This window comes from Desulfobacter postgatei 2ac9 (genome assembly GCF_000233695.2).
In the GTDB taxonomy this organism is placed as follows: domain Bacteria; phylum Desulfobacterota; class Desulfobacteria; order Desulfobacterales; family Desulfobacteraceae; genus Desulfobacter; species Desulfobacter postgatei.
In genome coordinates this window covers 3099501-3122708 of record NZ_CM001488.1, presented here as the reverse complement: position 1 = coordinate 3122708, position 23208 = coordinate 3099501, and the positions used below count along the sequence as shown (strand labels likewise).

Below are 23208 nucleotides of genomic sequence, written 5' to 3'. Positions count from 1 at the left end.
TCATGTCTGTATTAGTGAACAAAGATACCATATTGATGACCCAGGGCATCACAGGGAAAGCCGGCCTGTTTCATTCCATCAAGTGTCGTGATTATGGCACTCAACTGGTGGGCGGGGTGACGCCCGGCAAAGGGGGGCAAGTGGTGGAAGGGTTCAAAGTCTTTGACTCAGTGCAGGAATGCAAGGAAGAGACCCATGCGAATGCCACCATGATTTTTGTGCCGCCGCCTATTGCCGCTGCCGCCATTATTGAAGCCATTGATGCCGAGATTCCTTTGATTGTGGCAATCACCGAAGGAATTCCTGTGCACGATATGATCAAAGTAAAGCGGTGTCTGTATTTGAGCGACAGCGTTTTAATCGGACCCAACTCTCCGGGTATCGTAACGCCGAATCAAGCCAAGGTCGGAATTGCGCCGAGCAATATTTTCAAGCCGGGTAAAATAGGGGTAGTCTCCCGTAGCGGAACTTTGACCTACGAAGCGGTCTATCAAACCACCTTGAACGGACTAGGGCAAACGACAGCCATTGGTATTGGGGGTGATCCGGTTCATGGCATAACTTTTGTGGATGTGTTAGAGCTATTTCGTGATGACCCTGACACTGAAGGGATAATACTTATCGGTGAAATCGGTGGCGTCGATGAACTGAAGGCAGCTGAATTTATCGCTGATGAAATCAAGGTTCCGGTTGTTGGATTTATAGCCGGGGTTTCGGCGCCTGCCGGCAAAAGGATGGGGCATGCCGGCGCCATTATTGAAGGAAAAGGCACCAGTGCAGAGGCCAAGATCAAGGCGCTCAGGAAAGCAGGGGTAACTATTGCCCCCGATGCGACGCTCATTGGTGAACTGATGCTGGATCGTATAAACGCAAGGCAGAAGTACGGCATGCGTTAAAGGTCGTGGGGTTGCTCATAACATCGGCCACAGCGTAGGTTGGGTTGAACGAAGTGAAACCCAACAACTTATCGGCGTTGGGTTTCACTTCGTTCAACCCAACCTACCAAAAATTCTACCAAAAATTCGGATGGCCTAAAATATGACCAAGGCCAATGTCGTCACTGGAAATGGTAGATCGAAATGATTCAAAATCCTATTTTTGAACAATTTGTTAATTTTGGATTAACGGCTCTGGTCGGTTTTGCTCTGGGTTTGGAACGGGACATGGCCGGATCTGAAAATCCCCATGCAGGGACGCGTGATTTTATCCTGATTGCCTTGATTGGATCGGTTTCAGGATATTTGAGCCAATTTTTCCAAAGTCCCTGGATCATTTTGGGCGGATTTTTAGGTATATTGTCCTTTCTATTGAGTGGGTACTGGATTAATCGCAAACGGGATGCAGGCATCACGACTGAAATTGCGGTAATACTGACTTTTTTCCTCGGCGTGTTGATCGTTATCGGTTTCAAAGAAATGGCCATTGCCATTGCCATCGTAGTCCTGGTCATTTTATCACAAAAAAAGGCGATTCAATCCTTCACCAAAGAAATACAGCTGTTTGAACTTCAGGCCGGAATAAAATTCCTGATTATAACATTCATCATTCTTCCTGTTTTCCCCAACCAGCCATTGTCTGATTATATGAAAACCACATTTGGCACGGTTCACGCCTACGATGAAAGCAGCAGTGAACTTTGCATTAGAATGGATCATATCCCATCCTTTGCTTCGGGAGACGTTGTTCTCCTGTACAAAAGTTCCGGAGAGCAACTCGGACCCTTTACGGTAAAATCGCATAAAGGAAACGTGATCACCGGAAAATTCAAAAAGGAAGGTGAAACACTGCCCCTTGAAGGGGAGACCCTTGAAAAAAACATTGATATCCTCTGGCTGTATAACATCCTGAAAGCCCTAAACCCTTACAAAATTTGGTTAATTGTCGTGCTGGTCTCGTTTATCAGTCTGGTGGGGTATATTGCCGTCAAAATACTTGGACCCGGCGCAGGTATCGGCCTGACCGGCTTTATTGGCGGATTGGCCTCTTCAACCGTCACCACGGTCTCTTTTGCGAAAAGAAGCCTGGAATCTCCGGCTTTCAACAGAAGCTTTGCAGTTGCCATCCTGCTCGCATCTTCCATAATGTTCCCGAGATTGCTGCTTGAAATTGCCATTGTGAACTATGAGATGATGAAAAATATTGTCCTGCCAATGGTGATTATGGGAACAACGGGAATCCTTCTTGCGCTCTATTTTTCGTTAAAACGGAATAAGGAAAGTGCTGAAAATAAGGCCCTGATGAAGCTGGAGAATCCGTTCTGCCTGAAATCAGCCATCACATTCGGTATAATTTTCAGCGCGATACTGATCCTGACCCGGCTGGCAACAATTTACTTTGGAGACCGTTGGTTGCCGCTTGTTTCGATTATCAGCGGCCTGGTTGATGTCGACGCCATCGCCTTTTCTTTAAGTGATGCACAAAAAGCAGGAATCGTTTCATTGGATTGGGCCAGTTTAAATCTTGTGATTGGTGCCATCTCAAATACACTTGTAAAACTTTTTTATGTTTTTACCCTTGGCAGCCGCAAACTCTTTCGACAATTGGCCATATCATTCATCATTGTCTGTATTTCCGGCATGATCACAGCAGCTTTTTATTACATTACTTGACAGGCAGTGCCTGGCTGACCAGTTCCAGAAGATGAACTGCCCTGGCAGGAATCTTTTGGCGGTTAAGGCTGTCCTGAAGTTGAATTATGCATCCCGGACAGGCCGTTGCCACGATCTGGACCCCACTTTGGGCAACATGCTTCGCCTTTTGGTTACCGATCTCTTGACTGGTTTCGTAATGGTGAACGGAGAAGGTCCCGCCCAGACCGCAGCAGGTTGCGGCATCCGCCATCTCAACATAGTCGACCTGGGGCAAGGCAGAAAGCAACTGCCTGGGGGGGCGGGTCAGACCGTGATTCCGCAGATGGCAGGGATCGTGATAGGTCACCTTAACCCGGTCCGCTGATCGGGGAAGCGCTTCCAGTCTGGCTGCCAGGCCCATATCCATCAAAAAATCCATGATGTCCCGGGTCTTTTCGGCAAAGGGCACATAGTCTGTCCCAAGCGTAGGATAAATCCCGGCCAATGCCCCGTAACAGGAGGCGCAGGCCGTGAGCACATAGTCAAACGCGTGGATTTTTAAAGCCTTTAAATTTTTTTTGGCCAGGGTCTCCACCGCATCCCCCGCACCGGCGGACAGGGCTGGAAGCCCGCAGCAGACCTGTTCGTCGGGAAGTGTCACATGAATTTCCATAAAATTGAGAATTCGCACCAGATACTCACCGATTTCAGGGTATATATAATTGATACCGCAACCGGTAAAAAACAGCACCCTGGGGCCTGCTGAACGGGAAACCGTCTGCCGGAGTTCACGCTTTAAAAAGGGTTTGAATGACGGTTTTGGAAAGGTGCGTTCCTCAGGTATGCCCGGCACAGGAAACCGCAGTCGCAGGCCGCTTGTGTCGGGAATCTGCCGGCACAGGAGTTTGGATGCCAAATCTGAACCTTTACTCATCCAGTCCATGGCCTTTTTATGCGTCAGCAAAGCCGCCACGCCTTTTCCAAATCCGGACAGCCCATTTTTCCGGGCCACCTCCCTGCGGGCCGCAGCCACAATCTCCGAGGTAGGCACCTGGTTGGGACACAGGTGGGTGCAACTGCCGCACAGCAGGCACTGGGACAGTTCATGGACCAGTCTCTCTTCGGCAAATAGTTGCCCGTCCATCATGGCCTGGGCAAGGGCGATTTTTCCCCGGGCCACAGCGCCTTCCCGGTTTTCAGCCTTGAACACCGGGCATGTGGCCCGGCAGGCACCGCACTTGACACAGGCCTGGCTCCACTCCCGGTATTGTTCCAGATCTTTCATTTCATCTCTCCTGGAAGCGCGTGGGCATCGTCTGGAAAAATCTTTCCCGGATTGAGAATATTATGCGGGTCCAGGGCTTTTTTTAGTATTTTCATATATTGGATGGACTGACTTGAGAGCTCAAGGGAAAGATAAGGGGCCTTCATGATCCCGACGCCGTGTTCTCCGCTCATGGTTCCGCCCAGTTCCAGGGTTGCCCGGAACAGCGCCTCAACAGCCTGATCCGCCTTGGCCATTTGCTCAGCATCGGATTTGTCCGCCATGATATTGACATGGATATTTCCGTCGCCGGCATGCCCGAAGTTCACAATGGGCAGGTTATAGTGGTCGGAAATCTTTTCGATCCGCCGGATCATCTCCGGTAGCCTGGACCTGGGTACGCAGATATCTTCGTTGAATTTTTCCAGTTGAAGTTTTCTCAATGAGGGGGATACTGCCCTGCGGATTTTCCAGATCTCTTCGCTTTCCTCAAACGTATTCGCCACCCGGTTCTCCAGAACGCCGAGAGATTCAATCACGTTCAAAATCCTTTGGGCCTGCTTATCCAGGAACTCCGTGTCGCCATCCACCTCAATAATCAGGGCCGCTCCGGCGCCTTTAGGCAAGGACAACCCGGCGGTCTGCCTGAGGCAGTCCAGGGTCCGGCCGTCCATGAATTCCAGGGTGGCGGGAATGATCTTCTCGCGGATAATGGCGGATACGGCCTTGGCAGCACCGTCAATGGCATCAAACACCACCAGCATGGTCTTCTTGGCCTGGGGTTTGGGAAGCAGCTTGACAATGATCTTGGTGATAACGGCCAGGGTTCCTTCCGAACCGCAGAAGAGCTTGGTCAGGTCGTATCCCACTACCCCCTTCATGGTGGTGCCACCGGTTTCCATCAGATCGCCTGTGGGCGTCACCACCTCCAGGCCGATAACATAGTCCTTGGTCACGCCGTACTTGACACACCGGGGACCGCCTGCGCATTCGGCCACGTTCCCGCCTAAGCTGGAGACGTTCAAAGATGCCGGATCCGGGGGATAAAACAGCCCCATGGCCTCCACAGCCTTTTGAAAGTCCCCGGTCACGACACCGGGTTCCACAACGGCCACAAGGTTTTCCTGATCAATAGTAAGGATGCGGTTCATTCGGCTCATCCCCATGACCATTCCTCCGTGGACCGGCAGGGCGCCACCGGTGAATCCGGTGCCGGCCCCCCTGGGATAAACCGGGATACGGTGGTGATGGGCAAGCTTCATGATCCGCGATACGGCCTGGGCATCCGCAGGATGCACCACCACATCCGGAAGGAATTGTTTGCGTGTGGCATCATAGCTGTACAGGATGCGGTCCGTCATGTTGCTGCTGACAAATTTGGAACCACAGATCTCTTTGAGCTCCTGAATCACTTTTTCAGATATCATAAATTAAGTTTCCTGCTGCCGGTAAAATGAAAAAAATTTGTACTATAAATGGCCAACCCGGTCAAGCTGGCAACTTTAGGAACCGGTCTTAAATAACTTGCTCATTTTGCCTGACTTTTGACCAGATCATCATATGGGTTGATAGAGAAGCAAATTCTAATAAAGAGTTCTTGCATTCATTAAAGGAAAAAGGTAGAGATTTTCAATTCGGATATCGTTCAGGCAAAGGGCCTTGTTCGAACCGTACAAGGTCTTTTTTCTAACCAAGGACCTTATTTTTTTTTACCTAAGCACACCGAAAGGTGGATGCGGCGATCCAACAGAAAATCGGTAGGAGTAGGAAAGGAGAGGGAGATTTGAAATGGTAGAGAACAATGAAAAGTCGTATGTCGAACAGTAAATATTCGGGTTAGTCATTTTTAAGTTGATTTGAGTAACGTCCTAAAATTCTGGTCCAGAGGATAAACCCAAACATCTTTGATGGGAACAATCACCGTCCCTTTCTTTGGGTTAGCACCTAATTTACCCCGCCCTTTAGTTTCTCCAACAATTTGCCAGTTTGCGGCTTTATAACAGGTCCCTGCGAAACGATCTTTTTGAACAAACGTCTCAAGCAGGACAGGCCGGATATTATACTTGTTGTGCCAATCATCCGGGAGTCGGTGTGTGATTAATGAGAGAACTTTGGATGCCAAATTTTTTGATTGAATCCATGGCAAAATAAGGAATCTGGCATTATTCACAATCAAATGCAAATTTGCCTTTCTTTGATCATGAGTCCATCCAATAAACTGATCTCTTGGTGCGGTTTGCCATGCCGCTGCACCGAACCCTGCCAGGGCAACGATCTGTTCGCCGGCAGTAATGAAATATCGAAGTTGGGCACCTGGCAACGGCTTATGCCCAAGATAATGATACCTTTCGATGTATTCATTCCACAAACCAGATGTCGCTTTGGTAACGATCTGCAAATTAAGTTCCGGCAAACGATGAACCGGACAGACAACCCGGCTTTGCGGATCCGTAGCTGACGTTAATTTAATGCGTCGGTCACGCTTTGTTTTTTGAGTAGAGGGCGGCAGGCATATCACCCCATCCTTTTCCATCTTCAGCATAGCAACACGGCACGACATATCTTTGGTTTTTCCATCCGGTTTGAACCATTGGAGAATCCGGCACACCTCTATTGAAAGTCGCGTTCGGTTGAACTGGGGATTGTTTTTTATGAGAGCCTTGATCTGTGTTATTTCTGTTCGGGTAAAATCCCGGCCACAGTATCGGATCATGAGGTATCTATCGGTTTTGACAATTTCTCCAGGCGGGCCTTATCCATTTCCCAGGGAAGAAACCGTGATAATTGTTCAGGCGCTTTCCCATGGTTTAGAGCGCAGGCATTAAGGTACGAATTTAACCAGTGGTGACAGTTCAGTCCCCACAACTCCAAGGTTTTAAAAAGTGAAAACATCATTGCTGCCAGTTGAGCGCTCCATACACTTGCTGAACCATAAAAATTTCTACGACCTGTTACTGGATTCCGAATGGCATTTTCACCTTTATTATTATCCATGGGGACTTCCGGGTGTTCAACAAACACACTCAATCCGTCCCAATGGTTTTTCAGGCTTTTCAAAATTTTGTATTTAGCATTGGATAACAGGGTGGAATTAGGGTCATCGGGATTGTGTGATTCTATAAATGCATCTCGGTCCTGCGTCATTTCATTCATCTTGTTAATCACAGATTCATGTCGCTTTTTGAATGATTCCGACTGCCATTGCACAGGTAATGCTTTATCAAAGGCTGCACAACGAAGGTTGTTTATATGATACAGCTGTGCGATTTTCTCAATCCAGCAAAACGCCCATTCTTCCAATTCCGGATACTTCCTGGCTGCATCCAGGAAATCACGGCGGACGTGTGCCCAACAAAAGGCCAGAATAATGAAAGGCATTTTGTTAGCCAGTGATTTATAGGCGCTGTATCGGTCGCAGACAACAATGATTTTACCTTTCCGGGTATTTTTAAAATATGATATCGGAATATCTGCACCTCGTCCCGGCGCAATCAGGAAATAGACAACGGATTCAGAACGACTGACCCATAACCACCATTTATTTCCGATTTTACCTTCAATTTCTTCAAAAACCTTCCAGCTGCTTTCATCTTGATGGAATCTGTCTTCGGTCATTTGTTGAAGGTAAAGCCTGTTGCAGATGGGTTCAAATAATTCTTTGAGATTGTTCAAGCCGCCTGAAATTGTACCGGCTGAAATGGGTAAACCAAGCTCCTCATAATGATTTAAAAGACGATTGGTCGGCTGGCAATAACGAAATTTGTTCAACAAAACGTCTGCCCAGATTGAAATTCCGTATGGGCTTTTGGGCATCAGCTTTGGAGGCATTGGCGCAGTAATCGTTTGAGGCACCCCTTTGCACGAGCATATTTTTGTTCCTGTCTGACGGACAATTCTCCTTGTGTAGGCTTTGACGTCAACCTCAATAATTTGGGTTTCAGGTCCTGAACTCCCATCAAGTGTATAGGGCAACCCGCAACAAGGGCATACTGGATTTTGGGGAAAACAAGCTTGTTCGTATACTACAGGAAGATCAGGACGCTCTGTCAGGCCGTGACCTTCACTTCCAGGTTGTTGACCACGAGGCCTTTTGTTTTCATTTGATTTTGGATTGGCTTTTTCTGTTTTTGAAGGTCTCTTTTCGGTTTTTTTCCCAAATAATCGGTTTTTCAGATCCCGGATTTGGCCATCTTTTTCTTTTATTTCTTGCTTGAGCCCTTCTTCCCGCAAAAGAGCTTTTTGGTGCATGCCTTTCCAATACCCCACCTGGTTTCTTAATTCCAGATATTCGCTCTCTGGGATTGAAATATATGGCTGTGAATCAGCCTGCAGATCAATAGTCTGACCATCAATTTGATGCATGCACACTGCTGATATTTTTTGACAAGAAGATACCATGCTTCTTCTTGTATCAATATTTTATGATAGTGTCCCGCTTTTTTTGAGATGGGAGAAAAAATTATTACTAACCCGAATATTTACGAAACAACAATCATTAAATGTTTAAACAAGCCTACTTAAGGTGAATAAGTTGCTGCGATCGATCCGGGGGGGATCGCAGAATTTTAGACGCTCTTAGCTTTTAAATAAATTAGGCTTAGCAAGTGCTTAGCACTTTTCTCCCCGGCAGACTGAAAGTGTAGTTAATTCTTCAGGAATGTTTAATTACAATTTCAACAAAAAAAAGGGGGGGGGTCCCAATGTCTACCGAAAAAGTTATGAATCGTTGGTTTGTCGTCGTTGCCACTATCCTTATTCAGATAGTATTTCGTTTTATCTATGCATGGTCCGTTTTTACCAAATTTTTGTCTTTGTCTGATCCAGTCGGTTCTGATCAATGCACTGCAGTTCAAACCGCACGGATATTCTCATCAGCTCTTTTTTTCGTAGCGCTGGTGATGATTTTTTCTTCTTTGCATTGGTGATGTTTTTTCCTTCTTTGCGCCGGCAGAATTTCAGAAATGGAATTTAGGGTCGGGTCTTAAGATTGTTATTTTTATTACAATTCAAGACCTGACCTGATAACGATTTGTTGTCGCAGATAGGTATTGATTTCCTTGTGGCAGCCGTATATTTTTGCCAATCTACCGCAAAAAGCGAAATTAGCAGAAGCGATTTATATTTACAAAAAGGGAGACAGGTTTCGTTCGTATCCGTACAGAAATAAGACTTTTTGTGTAAGTCCAAGGCGGATGAAAATTTTCACCACAGATTGAATATTCCGATGGTTAAATTTTCACCCAACGCGGGTTCGAAGAAGAGCTTTGCTCACAATCGGACAAAAAGGATGTTTCTGGAGGAATACGAACTAATTTTGTTTCCTTTTTTTTTAAATTTTGTTGTAACCTTTGTTCACAGTGGGTTGAGTATGCTATTCAGCCATATACAAAATCACCTTTTTATAATCCGTATAAAATGGTATAAATGCAGTCTGTTGGGCTTTTGGGCGTAAGTTGATAAACTTAAAGAATATCAGGGAAAATGTTGAGTGTTATAGAAAAAACAGCTGTTTTCGGGGCAGGATTTTATTGTGCTTAAATATACGCCGATTGCCCAGTTTGCCATAGGGACCGACCACAAGGTAAAGGCCTGGAACAAAGCCTGTGAACTTCTCACCGGTGTTTCCGCTGAGGAGATTGTCGGCACGGACGATCAGTGGAAGATTTTTTATCCAAAAAAAAGACCTATTTTGGCCGATCTTGTGGTCGAGCAGGACTATGAAAAATTTCTTGAGAAATATGGCACAAAAAAACCGGCCCAGTCCAGCATCGTGCCCAATGCCTGGGAAGCAACAGACTATTTTGAAAATTTTAACGGAAAACCAAGATATATATATTTTTTGGCGGCCCCTGTTTTTGATGATGAAGGCAACATTACAGGGGCAGTGACAACACTTCAGGATATTACGCTTCGCAAAATTCAGAAAGAGGCCATGAAGCGTGAATCCGAACAGCTCCAGCAACAGTATTCACTGTTGCAGTCCTCTATGGGTGAGCGTTTCAAGTTCTGCAATATCATCGGCAAAAGTAAAAAAATGCAGGAGGTCTATGATGTAATTATACGGGCGGCAGCCAGTGCTGACAGTGTTGTTATCTACGGCGAATCCGGGGTAGGAAAAGAGCTGGTTGCAAGAGCCATACACGATACCAGTCAAAGAAAAGACGCACCATTTATTCCTGTCAACTGTGGTGCTATTTCTGAAGCTCTTTTGGAAAATGAGTTTTTTGGTCATGTAAAAGGCGCCTTTACCGGTGCATATAGTGATAAGAAGGGCTTTCTTTCCAATGTAGAGGGCGGCACCCTGTTTCTTGATGAGGTTGGAGAACTTTCCTTGAGCATGCAGGTCAAGCTTTTGCGGGCGATAGAAGGAGGCGGGTTTTCGCCGGTCGGGAGTACTGAGGTGCTTTATTCCGATTTCAGAATTGTTGCCGCAAGCAACCAGAATTTATGGGAGGAGGTTCAAAAAGGCAGGTTCCGCAGCGATTTTTTTTACCGTCTATATGTGATACCAATAGATATTCCGCCCCTTCGTGAACGCAAGGAAGACCTTGCTCTCCTTACCGATTATTTTTTCAGCCAGATGGATTCACCCCTTCACTTTGATGTTTTGCCCGGAAAAGACATAAAAAAGATATACAATTACCACTGGCCCGGAAATGTCAGGGAGTTGCAGAATGTTCTTCGCAGATACGTTACCTTCAACAGCCTTGATTTTATGGCTCTCCCGGATATCGACCCCCCTGTAATTCAGCCTCAACCGCCCTCCGGAATCGTTACCGTTTCCGATTCAGAAACAGAGCTTCCGCTGACAGATGCCGCTGCCCGGTTTGAGAAGCAGCTTATTCTTTCTGCCCTTAATAACTGCCGGTGGCACAGAGAACAAGCCGCTGAAAAACTGGGTATCTCCCGCAGGACACTTTATCGCAAAATGATGGCTCACGGGCTCATAAGCGCTATATAAACACCATCCGAAAACAATGTTTTGTGGGTCGAGTTGGCCCCAAATGGGACAAAAACGCCCATTTATTTATTTGTTTATATTTCAATAAGTTATTTTTTGGTGTTGGGTAGTCTGGGACATATCCGCTCAAAGCATTTTTTTTCCTTAAAGCCTTTCCAGCCACCCCTTCTTTTCGAGCAGAACTAAAATATCCATATTTTTAATAATGATAATAGGTGGATAGATTTATTGTTTGCGGCAATAAACCGGCTCGACAAAGCCGTAATGGTTCGATGGCACAATGCTTGCTAATAAGTATTTAAATGCTTGCTAATAACAATACCTTCGCCAAACTAAAATTGAGTTGAGTATGAAAATGAGCAGTTATTCTGTTATGATATACGATCACTACAAAGCATATTATAAGGAAAAACTGCTCATGAATGAAATTACCACACTTTTAACTTGTATGCACCCCTTACTTGACATAAACACTTACCGTCACCTTCTGATTATCAGTCAAGCCTTGCTGATGATGACAGGTAGAATTACCATGCTGGGTATCAGTCGCTGGACAGAGAAAGGATGCAGCTATCGTACTATACAACGCTTTTTTTCAAAAAATATTCCCTGGTGTTCACTCAACTGGGCAATAGCGAAAACATTTTTGAAAAAATCAAGCATCATTCTTATTGCGGGCGATGCCACAACAGTAACCAAGTCAGGTAAGAGAACCTTTGGTCTTGGCAGGTTTTTCTCTTCTATCTACTCACGTGCAGTTCCTGGTATTGCCTTTCAAACCCTTTCATTGCTGGATGTTGAAAAACGAACTTCATGGCCAATCTTGATAGAACAGATGCTTCCAAAGCCAAAGTCGAAAAAGCCTGTAACAACGAAAAGCAAAAAAGAAAAGCAAGGTCGAGGAAGACCCCAAAGGTTCAAAAAACAAGAACAACCGCAATGTTGTACTCAATGCAGAGATGACGCAGGTACAGACCATGCTGCAAAAACTTTTAAAGCTGATTGGGGAGACGCTCCAACCTGTTTACTTTCTATATGACGGTGCATTTGGCAATAATGCGGCTGTTCAAATGACACGACAAGTCGGTTTGGATCTAATCTCTAAATTACGCAACAACTCCGCCCTGTATTTCAAGTGGGATGGAGTCTATTCCGGCAAGGGGCGGCTCCCAGTTTATGGTGACAAAGTTGATTATAAAAATCTTCCTGCGGCGCATCTAAAATCAGAAGAGACAAAAAAACAGATCCTCACCCGCATCTACCAAATGAACGTGATACACAAAAAATTTACTGACGCTCTGAACGTAGTAATCATAGAGAAAAAAAACGTAAAAACGGGTAAGATAGCCACCGTAATTCTGTTTAGCACCGATCTTGAACTTGACTGGAAAAATATCATTGACTATTACCGTTTGAGATTCCAGATTGAATTTAACTTTCGTGATGCAAAACAACACTGGGGTCTTGAGGATTTCATGGTCATAAAAGAACACTCAGTCATCAACTCCGCCAATTTATCCATGTGGATGGTCAATGTTTCTCAGGCAATGCTGGTGACATCCGGTGAAAAAAGTATTCTCGACCTGAAAGCCCGTCATCACGGCCTTCGTTATGCACAGGAAATATTTAAAATACTTCCTGAAAACACAAAACCGATTAATATTGTGCAGCTATTTGAAAAGATTCCTGTCTTAGGACGGATTCATGGGGAGAAAAAGGCTGCTTAGTGGCGAAGGTATTGAATAAAAATTTAAAGATTTTGTGAGATTGCTTTTAAGACTTGCTTACTGCTGAGATTGTGTATGAATAGAGACTAAAAAGAATTACAGATGCTTTGAAACCATCTGTTAACTGCTTGACGGATTCCCCTCCCCCCCCTTGTGGAATCTTTCGGGCAGGTTGGCAGAGAAGATTTTTTTAAAAAGAGACAAAAAAATTACAGATGCTTTGAAATCGTCTGTTAATCACCTGACGGATTCCCTTCCCCCCCTCTTGTGGAATCTTCCGGGCAGGTTTACAGAGAAGAGTTTTTATAAGGGGTATTTTTACCGTTTTTTTTTAATTATTTGGAGACAGGAGTAAGAAGATGAAAGACGAAAGATTAGCAAATCCGGGACCTCTCGGACTGATGGGCTTTGGAATGACAACTGTGCTTTTGAACATTCATAATGCCGGTTTTTTTGAAATCAGTTCCATGATTCTGGCAATGGGCCTTTTTTACGGGGGTACGGCGCAGATTATCGCCGGCATTCTTGAGTTTAAAAAAGGGAATACATTTGGAGTTACAGCATTCATATCCTATGGTCACTTCTGGTTGACTCTGGTGGCGCTTATCCTGTTGCCTAAACTCGGCTGGGCAGATCCGACGCCCGCAAAATTCATGGCTTGCTACCTTTTCATGTGGGGCATCTTTACACTGTTCATGTTTTTCGGAACATTAAAATCGAACAGAGGGCTTCAATTTGTTTTTGCATCGTTGACGGTATTGTTTTTTCTTCTTGCAGTCAAAGACTGGACAGGTTCACATCTTATCGGAACAATTGCCGGTTTTGAAGGTATCATCTGCGGACTGAGCGCTATTTATCTTGCCATGGCGGAAGTTCTCAACGAACAATACCGTAAAGTAATCCTTCCAGTTGGCTAATCTAACCTAATCCCACCCCAAAAGCAAAGCCCCCTTACTTCAGAAAACTGAAAAGGGGGCTTTCACAAATATAAGCAAACGATCTTAGACGGTTATATAATCCTGAAAATCCGTCTCATAATAATCCGCTTTAAAAGATGTCCAAAAAAAATCAAATATTCATCATGCCCTTTGTTTCAAAGGCATGATGTTGCTATACGCTTGTTTCTTGTTTGTGGGAATTTTTAAAGAGGATGAATGGCGGGCACTATCGCGTACGCCCATATTAAAAAAATGCGTTACAGGTTGCCTGTTAGTGACCTGGAGAGTACGTCAAGATAGAAGCGGGCATGGCTTATAGAGGCTGCTAAGTTGGCCCGATGATTGGCTAATACGCCGTCCGGGCTGCCCTCCAGAACGATCCAGGGGTCCAGGTGCGAGGCATGATGAAGGGCTTCAACAGCGTGATGGATTAGATCCGTGCCCTGATCAGAGATGGTGTCGTGAAAATCCACGGCCACTGCCTCAAGGATTGTGGCCATGGCAGTTGCCACGCCCTTTGTGTAATAAAAGACATCATCGGCCTTAAAGGTACTGATCTTTCCCAATTCCTTGACCAGATTTTCATCGCAACTGCCCAGGATGCTTTCATATGCCTTGAGCAAAGGAACCAGGTTGTCTATCCGCCGGTAAAAATTAGCCTCCCCTTTTTCCAGCATTTTCTGATAATTTCGCCACTCGTCCAACCCCTCCTGATATTTGTTTTCAGCCGATGGAAACATATATTCGGTGGATTTGATCATGAATGAGTTCATGGCGTATTCCAGACTGGGAATATATGCGTCGGTGCTTCCGGTCCGTGACAGGTTTTCGGCCAATGCCACAGCTGTTCTGCGGGTCACTTCCAAAATGCCCAATTGCAATTTATTGATATTATCGGTAAATCTGATGATGTCATTGGGCCGCCATCCCCAGAACCTGTGGTTTAACTCATAATCAAGGGGGCGGATGCAGGCATCCACAAAGGCCACTCCATGGGGACCTGTGCGAACCACTGGCGCGGCATGCGCCGTTACATTTTCGGCAGCCGGTTTTAAGGGCGCATGAGTGACTGTTTTATGTTCATCGGCGGTCTTATTAAAAGTGGTTTGAGGGGTTGTGTGATTTTGGGGTTCGGGCGTATGCTGGGCGGTTACGTGGGAATCCTGTTTTTGTAGCGCGGGCTGATGCGTGGTCTGGGTGCCATGTGTGGTGTCTTTTGCCGTGCTATCAGTGTCATGGTCTGCGTCTATTTTCTGGGCAACTTGCGTCCCATGGGTTTGACCGCCTATTTTTGCCGAAAAATCCGTCCACCAATTCATACCCCAGCCCCACCATGCCGCATACCCGGAAACGCCCAGGATCAACACTGTGATGACAAACCATTTGGTTAAGAGTATCTTTTTTAAAAAACTCTTTTTTTTTACAGCATCCCCAACGTTGTCAGCATTCTTCGCCTCTTCCATATTTGTCTCCTTGCCAATAAAAAAAAGTTTATGAGTTAAGCTACTCTGAGTTTATATATATCTCCAACCCGGATAGTCACGTTCCGGGCATCACAATATTCCAGCAGGGGGGGGGTAAATATTTCCGGGCCCCCACAATCGCCTTAGATTGTAGCGTTGACAAAGGAATAGGAACCTCCTTTTTTATTTCAAACAAGGTATAACAAAGAATAAAAAGATTATCAAACAATAAACACTTTGTCCACATTCAGGAATGAGATCGAAATAACTTAACCCGGATATATCAAAATGGGCAAGTTATTGAAGACTCGTTCCTATCTGGAATTTTCTTTACGAAGATAGACCAGCCAGTAGACAACGCCAACGAAGATTCCACCACCGATAAAATTTCCTAGGGTGACGGCAATCAAGTTACTATGCCACATGCTGGACCAGTTGAGCCTGGTCAGTAATGTAGCGTCAATGGCTGAGCCTCTGACAGCTAACGGCAACTGCTTGGCAAAGATTCCCGCAGGGATGAAGTACATGTTGGCAATGGCGTGTTCGAAACCTGCTGTCACAAAGGCCATGATCGGGAAAAAAATCCCCAAAATCTTACCACTGATTTCCTGGGCAGAAATGGCCAGCAATACAGCCAGACAAACAAGCCAGTTACAACCGACAGCACGGAAGAAATAGGCAAGGTTGTGGTTACTGCCGGCAATTTCTGTGGTCACTTTGGCTGTTGCTATTTGCAAAGCGGTGGCGCCAAAAACACCATCCATGAGACCGGTTTGAGAAACGATCATCCAGGCGAGAAAGACAGATCCCAGCAAATTACCAAGATAGACCCAGAACCAGTTACGCACCATCTGGATCAAGGTGATTTTTTTGTCGAGCAGGGCCATGGTCATCATGGTGTTACCTGTCCAAAGTTCTGAACCAGGGATGATCACCAGCATCAGACCAACGCTGAAGACCGCACCCATAAAAAATTTTTTTAAACCAATCCAGCCGAATGCACCGGTTCCAACAACAGTTGCCAGGTGGGCAGCAAAACCGATATAGGCTCCGGCCAGAAAGCCAAGCAGAAGAAGATGCAAAATTAATTTATTGGCTTTGTTTGCTCCCCAGGAGACCAGGGTTGGGGCCAATTCTTCCGGAGCAAGGAAATTTTTCATCGTTGCTTCTCTTTGTTTCATCTGTGGCAATGGCCATCATGGCCTTATTTGATTAGTACAAATGCCGTATCGTGTCTGTCAGAAGCTCGGCCTCGGCCATTTCCTTTTTTTTCTTTTTTTCCTTTTTATAAGCTTCTCGGACCACACTGTTTTTTTCCCATTCTTCCAAATCATCCTTAGACATGCTCCGGAATTCGCTCAAGGCCTCCCGAATCTTTTGTGTGCCATTTTCATTGACCTGCCGGATGTCAAATCGATCCAATTTGAGCTCATAAAGGGTATAATCGCCTTTGTTGTTTTTTAAATGCTGATATACCAGATCCCGGATAGCGCCCCAACTGTCTTTGCGGGTCTGGTCTGTAATGGGAGTGAGGGTATCAAGATCTTCCAGCCGAGTGATGCGAAATTTTTGTTCCAGCTTTTTCTGGAAAAATGCCAGCCATAAAGTCATAATCAGACCGGCACCGATACCGCCCACGGACAACAGGATGGTGGGATCCGCCATTCCGGCCAGCATCATCAAGGTAAAGGCAATCAGGCCTCCTCCCAGAAGGCTGATCAGAAGCCCGATAACCATTTTTTTTATGCGGAAACTTTGGAATTCCAGGGCAAAGGCCTGAAGTGCTTCAATATAATGGGCCAGACGCTCCCCGTGAATCTCCAGATAGGTGGCCAGATGATCCAGTCTGCGCAAGGGAGTTTTTAAAATGGTCTGTTTTAAATCCTCCCGTTGATTTTCAAGAAGGGGGAGAAACGGGGGCTGAGTTGCCGGATTTTTGTTGATGGTGGATGCATTGGACGAATAGGTCATCCGGATCATGGGGATATCCTTTCGTCCGGTAATTTGGGAAAGATTCCAGCACAAGGTTCCATAAACCCGCAGCAGATCATTAAAAGTGGTGCATTCATCAATACGGTTGAGTACAAAGATGATTCGATCTTCAGAGGTATGGGCGGTCAGCGTCTCCCGAATGCTTTTATAGGCCTCCCGCACGGTTCCGGCCTTATGGGCGTCAAACAGAACCAGCACCAGTCCGGCTTTCTGGGCCAGATCACCGAGGACCTCCTGATAATCATATCCGCGGTCCATCTCGGAAATGCTGTCAAGCATACCGGGGGTATCAATGATGGCAAGATTTTTCAAAAAAGGCGAGTTTATTCTTTTCAGTTGAAAATGGGCTGCAAAACGCTGGCCGTGTTTGCGAAGGGTGGAAAAGGGGTATTCCGGATCATTCAGCAGGGACTTGCCGTCTCGTTGTTCCACCACCTGTATTCCTTCTGTTTCCGGCACGGAATCATCATAGGTCAGTACGGTGAATGAATCATCTGTGGGGGCCTGGCCTGTGTCCTGAATTTTTGCACCCAGAAATTCATTGATCAGGGAAGATTTGCCGGACGAATAGTTGCCGATGACCAGCACCATGGGACGCCATTTTACATTGGTCTCCAGAGGTATGTCGCTGTAACCGTACCGTTGGGCCATCGGTGTCAGGTGTGTAGTTATGGTATCCACGATATCTTCCCGAAGGGCATTCATATAATTTTCACGATGCATGGATTTCTCCGAAATAATGTCAGATAAGATGTACCGCTCAAAATCATGATACCAGGCGGCAGATATTGTCATTTTTCCAAGCAAGGTATAACAAAGAATAAAAAGATTATCAAGAGCCTGAAACATGGCATCATCCGGCCTTGGGGATAAAAATTTTTTTAGCGGCATCTCCTGTGAGATTGAGATGTTCCGCAGGATCGGCTCTGCCGATCTGACCGGTATTTTGTAGGTTTTTTCATAGACAATCCCATACCCATTCACCTACAAAGCACTCAGGTTATCAACGGACATGAAAATCAGTCTTCTCCTGATTGTTTTATCTTTATTTTTTACATAATTTCATTCGACGTTTTTGAGATCTTTGGTTTTCTCTGGGCGTTGCGTAAATGGGGGAGGCGGACATCGGGAAAGGGTTCCTGAAATTCTATACAAAGGAAATCTAAAAAGGAGGACGACAGATGTTTAAGGGTATGCCGAAGATATTCTGGGCAGGAACGGCGTTGATGTATGGCTGGATTGGCATCTTCATGATTTTGGAAATGACAATCCCCGGGTTTCCACTGAAAAAATTTATGGGGGTGCCGGCCTGCTACTTCTATAATTGGCTTGTCGGCCTCTGGCTGATGAACATAATAATCTCTTTTCTCTACTACAGGTTTGAGGAAAAAAGAGAAGAGAGAATAAAGGCCAGAAAAAACCGCCAGACACAGGATGCGCACACGGGTGCCAATATTGTTCACGAAAACTGATCGGCAGCGACATATTAAGGAGGCAGCAAATGGGTGTTAATCCAATCGTCATTTTAGGTTCCGTACTCTATTTTGCAGTGATATTTTATATCGGATGGTATTCGCGTAAGGCATCCATGGATTCGTCCGATTTCTATGTGGCCGGACGAAAAGTCGGCCCCATCGTTAACGGGTCGGCGCTGGCCGCCACATATTTCAGCCCGGCCAGTTTTCTGGGGCTGCCGGCCTTTATTTTTATTTTGGGCTACCCTTTCTGGTGGGCACTCGTGGGTATCATCGGGGGCATGCCCATTGCAACCCTGCTGACAGCTGCACCCCTGCGTAAGTATGCCCCGACATCGTTCACGGACTATTACGCAGACCGCTATGATACAAAATGGCTTCGCCTCGTAGCGGGCATTCCCACACTCATCGGCGGACTGGCATATGTCATTTTGTCCATCGTGGGCACGGCCCTTTTTTTGCTGGCTATCCTGAAAATTCCTTTCAATGTATCCGTCATCCTGGCATCCGTGGTCATTTTTGCATATATCTATTTCGGCGGGATGGTTGCCACAACCATCTCAACGGCGTTCCAGGGCGTTGCCATGACTGTCGCCGCATTACTGGCCGCCGGATATGTAATCTTTAACTTCGGCGGATTGAACGGTCTGACCGACGCGGTGCTGGCCAACAACGGCAATTTCTTTAACATGCCCTATGTCTCTGAAACCGCATCCCACCCCATTATGGCGACGTGGACCGGCGTGGTGGGCTTCTTCTTCGTATGGCATTTCGGTTTTTCCGCCATGCCTTACACCGTGGTTCGTTTTTTCACCACCCAGGATATCAAGTCCGCCCGGCGCAGCGTTTTCTGGGCCGTAGCCATCGGCGGTGCCATGTACTGCGGGCTGGTTATTATCGGCACCGGGGCCAGGGTGTTGATCGAAACCCTTCATCCGCTTATGCAGACCGAAGGCATCACCGACGCCATGGGGGTACTCAAACACATGAAGACCGCATACGGTGTTGCCGGGGCATCTGTCACCGATTATTCAATGATTGCCGCCGTGGAGGGATTGAAAAGCCCCTTCCTCCTTTCCGTACTGGCGGCGGGCGGCCTGGCCATCGCCATGGCTACAGCCGCGGGCTGGACCATGGTCCTTAACGTTTTGCTGGGAAGGGATCTGGTGGGAAAAGTCTTTGGCAGCCGTTGGCCCGAGAATAAACCTGTACAGGCCACACGCGTTATGACCATACTGATCGTGTTCGTCTCTATGTGCTTCGCATTCAATCCGCCGGCACTGGTTCTGGATATCTCCGGGGCGGCATTTATCGTTATCCTTTGTTCCGTCGGCCCACCGCTGATTCTAGGCATCTGGTGGACCCGGAGTACTACAACCGCTGCCATCGCCAACATCCTGGTAATGACAATACTTTCAACCGGGTCATGGATGTATGCACAATATAAACTGGGCAGCTATCACTGGTTTTTTCTCAGTGATCCTGCCAATAAAATCAGCACACCGCATCAATTCTACTGGGTATTTGTCGGATTTATTTTCTTCATAGTCGTCAGCCTGATGACGAAACCGTGCAAAGAAGAAGTGATCCAGAAATACTCACTGGATATAAGACCGGAACAATAAGCAGTCCACGCCACCCCGGCGCCATGCCCAGGGGTGGCGTTTTATGCGTAAATATGAAGCAGGTAATCATGACAATGGAAAAAGAACGCAACGAACGATTGCAGAATTGGGAAAAAAACAAACGCAGATGGTACAATACCTATCTGTTCACAGGGATCGGCATCAATTTTCTTCTGTATTTTATCAAACCATATGGGTTTGACCCGAGCGGAAGCATTTTATGGGGCTCGGTCTTTGGGCTGGGGATTCCGCTGGCGACCATGTTCGGTCTATCCTATCTTCACCAAAAATTGCTGGGGCTTTAAAAATTGATAAAATATTTTGGAATGCTTTTGGGCCTCTGGCTTGCGGTGGTATGCGCCATGCCTGCTCCGGTCTGTTTTGGTGACGTACTGTTCGTCCACAATTACCAGAGCGATGAATACCTCATGGGCAAACAGGAATCCGAACTTCGGGTTGGGTACACCCCCCGGGCCATGCTGGTGGACAAACAGACCCGCTACACCGGAAGCTGGATGAAGCGGTTTTTCGGTGAGGTTAAGGAGCAGCGGGATACCACCCACTTTCTGTTGGAGAAGCGCCAGATCCGGGAAATTGACTGGTATAAAAATAAAATTCTGACCCTGCCGTTTGAGAACATGCACCATGCACGGATGCTTCAGGTCGATAGCCCCATGACGGAAGGGACTGCTCAGATTATAAACGCCCGTTACGAGGTGGCAGAACCGGTATTTTCCATCACAGTGGATCCTGAAACAAAAACGGTGGGCGGATATCCGTGTCGATTCATTGAAGCCGATTTGCGGCTGGAGACCCGGGATCTTAAAAAAAGCGCGGCCAGTATCACGCTGATCCGCCAGCACCTGTGGGTATCGGATGCCGTGCCCGGCGCTGATCAATATGATGATTTTCACCGGCGCCTGGCCGAAACCCTCGGAGTTGAAGCCGAACGGCTGGGACAATTGAACTTTCTGCTTCGGTATTGGCAGGGACCGCTGGATCCCATCCGGGAATCCCTTATCCAGATCAAAGGGTATCCGGTTCAAAACGATTTTTCCGTCGAAGCCCAATATGTCAAAAATACCAGCAGCCCAACCCCTGCCGTGATTTCGAAAATGATCAAAAAAGAACGTATGACCTTGAGTGAGGCCAAGGTTATAGAGACCCTGGATGAAAGCCGATTTGCGGCCGTCGGCCCGTTCAGCGAAGTGACCCTTCAATAACCCTGGTGATCTGTTCCGTCAATTTGTCTCAATATAGGTTTGAAATATTTTTCATTTTGGATTTGATCAGGGGCGGATCTCCACGTTCAATACTATTAAACGTGTGTTAATCGTTGGCTTGTCTGTCAGCCGTCACTTTGATTCTTTTTTTGTAAAATGAACTTTCGTCGTGCCGTTACCGTCGGCGAAAAACATAGCATTAAAGAGGAAAATGCCATTAAACATGTAGGTCGCCGGCTATCATCTGTAAAGAAAAACAACCGGATTAATAAGGAACTTCAAAAGTCTAAAAAAGTCTATATCAAGATCAAATAATGGTCAAAAAATATTTATAACTAAGTTTCTTAGGTTGCGAATTCAAGTGTGTTGGTTTTTCCAAAACCCTTCCGACAATATTTCGTAGTTATCGCAATATCCGAACCTGACTGCTTTTAGGACATGTCCGGCTTCTGTTTACAGCCTGTTTTTTATGGCCGGGTTCGATCAGGGAGGCGGCATAAGAAAATAATAGATAAATTTTTGTTTTGATTCCAATATGTTTCATTGATTCGAAAAAAAAATGTATTTTTGTTTTTGACATTTAAATTATTTTTCTGCTATGAAGGAATAAATGCTAATGAATGATAGTTAATGAATGTTAATGTAAGATTTTCTCTGCTTTATAGTAAAACAATAACGCCACCGGGATTTGGTGGGTATAAATATTGTCCGACAAAGAAACATGGTACGAAATAGTACGTGGATCTAAACTAAAAAGTACAAGGGTGGGGAAATGGAAAGTACAATTAGCAGTAGTGATAATTACCAGATCAATTTCTTTAAACCTCAAAGCACTTTTCTCAAAAACGACGTTCGCGCCATTGTTACCTGTATTGCAATTTGGGCTGTAGCTGCATTCTGTTTTCGTATCCTAATTATACCGGATTTTTCCTGCTTTATAGTAAAACAATAATTCCATCGGGATTTTGTGGGTAGAAATATTGTTCGACAAAAAAAAGAGTACGAGAAGCTAACCTAAAACTGACAAGGGAGGGGGGGAATGGAAAGTTCAATTCGCAGTCGTTGGGATGATCAGGTCAAGTTCTTTAAACCGGAAACCGTTTTTCGCAAAGATAACGTTCATAATCAGGAGTTATCCGTATTACCATTTGGGCTGAGGCTGTGTTTTGCTTTCATATCCTGTTGAAGATGATTGAAAAAAAGGACACCTGAACGTAAATATTCGGGTTAGTCATTTTTAAGTTGATTTGAGTAACGTCCTAAAATTCTGGTCCAGAGGATAAACCCAAACATCTTTGATGGGAACAATCACCGTCCCTTTCTTTGGGTTAGCACCTAATTTACCCCGCCCTTTAGTTTCTCCAACAATTTGCCAGTTTGCGGCTTTATAACAGGTCCCTGCGAAACGATCTTTTTGAACAAACGTCTCAAGCAGGACAGGCCGGATATTATACTTGTTGTGCCAATCATCCGGGAGTCGGTGTGTGATTAATGAGAGAACTTTGGATGCCAAATTTTTTGATTGAATCCATGGCAAAATAAGGAATCTGGCATTATTCACAATCAAATGCAAATTTGCCTTTCTTTGATCATGAGTCCATCCAATAAACTGATCTCTTGGTGCGGTTTGCCATGCCGCTGCACCGAACCCTGCCAGGGCAACGATCTGTTCGCCGGCAGTAATGAAATATCGAAGTTGGGCACCTGGCAACGGCTTATGCCCAAGATAATGATACCTTTCGATGTATTCATTCCACAAACCAGATGTCGCTTTGGTAACGATCTGCAAATTAAGTTCCGGCAAACGATGAACCGGACAGACAACCCGGCTTTGCGGATCCGTAGCTGACGTTAATTTAATGCGTCGGTCACGCTTTGTTTTTGAGTAGAGGGCGGCAGGCATATCACCCCATCCTTTTCCATCTTCAGCATAGCAACACGGCACGACATATCTTTGGTTTTTCCATCCG

The 23208-nt window shown here is 45.9% G+C and carries 19 protein-coding genes; 11 read left to right on the top strand and 8 right to left on the bottom strand.

The features are described from left to right. Positions 1-2: 2 nt before the first annotated feature. Together sucD and DESPODRAFT_RS18775 are read left to right on the top strand one after the other, a co-directional pair. A complete protein-coding gene (gene sucD / locus DESPODRAFT_RS14425; RefSeq protein WP_004074382.1) occupies positions 3-896 on the top strand; it encodes a succinate--CoA ligase subunit alpha in 894 nt (297 codons plus the stop codon). Positions 897-1079: 183 nt separating this feature from the next. Next, the gene (locus DESPODRAFT_RS18775; protein WP_004074381.1) at positions 1080-2609 is read left to right on the top strand and encodes an MgtC/SapB family protein; all 1530 of its coding nucleotides are present in this window, start codon (positions 1080-1082) and stop codon (positions 2607-2609) included. Here DESPODRAFT_RS18775 and DESPODRAFT_RS14415 read toward each other — a convergent pair. The 4 genes from DESPODRAFT_RS14415 to tnpC all read right to left on the bottom strand — a co-directional run bounded on the left by DESPODRAFT_RS14415 (position 2602) and on the right by tnpC (position 8196). Then, positions 2602-3855, bottom strand: a complete 1254-nt coding sequence (locus DESPODRAFT_RS14415) for a (Fe-S)-binding protein (RefSeq protein WP_004074379.1) — start codon at positions 3853-3855, stop codon at positions 2602-2604. The genes DESPODRAFT_RS18775 and DESPODRAFT_RS14415 overlap by 8 nt on opposite strands. Beyond that, entirely contained in the window at positions 3852-5261 is a 1410-nt protein-coding gene (locus DESPODRAFT_RS14410) for an FAD-binding oxidoreductase (protein ID WP_004074377.1), read from the bottom strand. The genes DESPODRAFT_RS14415 and DESPODRAFT_RS14410 overlap by 4 nt, the downstream gene beginning before the upstream one ends. 419 nt (positions 5262-5680) lie before the next feature. Further along, the gene (locus DESPODRAFT_RS14405) at positions 5681-6547 is read right to left on the bottom strand and encodes a DUF4338 domain-containing protein (RefSeq protein ID WP_004072428.1); all 867 of its coding nucleotides are present in this window, start codon (positions 6545-6547) and stop codon (positions 5681-5683) included. Beyond that, a complete protein-coding gene (gene tnpC, locus DESPODRAFT_RS14400; protein ID WP_004074376.1) occupies positions 6544-8196 on the bottom strand; it encodes an IS66 family transposase in 1653 nt (550 codons plus the stop codon). The genes DESPODRAFT_RS14405 and tnpC overlap by 4 nt, the downstream gene beginning before the upstream one ends. 338 nt (positions 8197-8534) lie before the next feature. Between tnpC and DESPODRAFT_RS14395 the strand changes: the two genes are divergently transcribed. The 5 genes from DESPODRAFT_RS14395 to satP all read left to right on the top strand — a co-directional run bounded on the left by DESPODRAFT_RS14395 (position 8535) and on the right by satP (position 13439). Then, positions 8535-8759, top strand: coding sequence for a hypothetical protein (locus DESPODRAFT_RS14395; RefSeq protein ID WP_004074375.1), 225 nt, complete (start codon positions 8535-8537; stop codon positions 8757-8759). A 605-nt stretch (positions 8760-9364) separates the two neighbouring features. Continuing rightward, positions 9365-10795, top strand: coding sequence for a sigma-54 interaction domain-containing protein (locus DESPODRAFT_RS14385; RefSeq protein WP_004074374.1), 1431 nt, complete (start codon positions 9365-9367; stop codon positions 10793-10795). Positions 10796-11213: 418 nt separating this feature from the next. Then, complete coding sequence (locus tag DESPODRAFT_RS20655) at positions 11214-11834, top strand: transposase (protein WP_216594010.1); 621 nt, start codon at positions 11214-11216, stop codon at positions 11832-11834. Then, a complete protein-coding gene (locus DESPODRAFT_RS20650) occupies positions 11773-12522 on the top strand; it encodes a transposase (protein ID WP_216594009.1) in 750 nt (249 codons plus the stop codon). Before DESPODRAFT_RS20655 ends, DESPODRAFT_RS20650 begins: the two co-directional genes overlap by 62 nt. A 359-nt stretch (positions 12523-12881) precedes the next feature. Continuing rightward, positions 12882-13439, top strand: a complete 558-nt coding sequence (gene satP, locus DESPODRAFT_RS14370; RefSeq protein WP_004074372.1) for an acetate uptake transporter — start codon at positions 12882-12884, stop codon at positions 13437-13439. A 278-nt stretch (positions 13440-13717) separates the two neighbouring features. Here the strand turns inward: satP and DESPODRAFT_RS14365 are convergent, their stop codons facing one another. The 3 genes from DESPODRAFT_RS14365 to DESPODRAFT_RS14355 all read right to left on the bottom strand — a co-directional run bounded on the left by DESPODRAFT_RS14365 (position 13718) and on the right by DESPODRAFT_RS14355 (position 17638). Next, complete coding sequence (locus tag DESPODRAFT_RS14365) at positions 13718-14923, bottom strand: DUF2333 family protein (protein WP_004074369.1); 1206 nt, start codon at positions 14921-14923, stop codon at positions 13718-13720. Between the two features lie 314 nt (positions 14924-15237). Next, a complete protein-coding gene (locus tag DESPODRAFT_RS14360; RefSeq protein ID WP_004074367.1) occupies positions 15238-16083 on the bottom strand; it encodes a formate/nitrite transporter family protein in 846 nt (281 codons plus the stop codon). Positions 16084-16135: 52 nt separating this feature from the next. Next, entirely contained in the window at positions 16136-17638 is a 1503-nt protein-coding gene (locus DESPODRAFT_RS14355) for a dynamin family protein (RefSeq protein ID WP_157488492.1), read from the bottom strand. Positions 17639-18096: 458 nt separating this feature from the next. Here DESPODRAFT_RS14355 and DESPODRAFT_RS14350 point away from each other — a divergent pair, with 458 nt between their 5' ends. From DESPODRAFT_RS14350 to DESPODRAFT_RS14335, 4 genes are all read left to right on the top strand, one after another. Continuing rightward, a complete protein-coding gene (locus DESPODRAFT_RS14350) occupies positions 18097-18387 on the top strand; it encodes a hypothetical protein (RefSeq protein ID WP_004074363.1) in 291 nt (96 codons plus the stop codon). A 29-nt stretch (positions 18388-18416) separates the two neighbouring features. Beyond that, complete coding sequence (locus DESPODRAFT_RS14345; RefSeq protein WP_004074362.1) at positions 18417-20015, top strand: sodium:solute symporter family protein; 1599 nt, start codon at positions 18417-18419, stop codon at positions 20013-20015. A 68-nt stretch (positions 20016-20083) separates the two neighbouring features. Then, entirely contained in the window at positions 20084-20320 is a 237-nt protein-coding gene (locus DESPODRAFT_RS14340; RefSeq protein WP_004074361.1) for a hypothetical protein, read from the top strand. A gap of 3 nt (positions 20321-20323) precedes the next feature. After that, positions 20324-21238, top strand: a complete 915-nt coding sequence (locus DESPODRAFT_RS14335) for a hypothetical protein (protein WP_040016004.1) — start codon at positions 20324-20326, stop codon at positions 21236-21238. 1237 nt (positions 21239-22475) lie between these two features. Here the strand turns inward: DESPODRAFT_RS14335 and DESPODRAFT_RS14330 are convergent. Then, the coding region (locus tag DESPODRAFT_RS14330; RefSeq protein WP_004074356.1) for a Druantia anti-phage system protein DruA at positions 22476-23208 on the bottom strand (733 nt) is incomplete at its 5' end.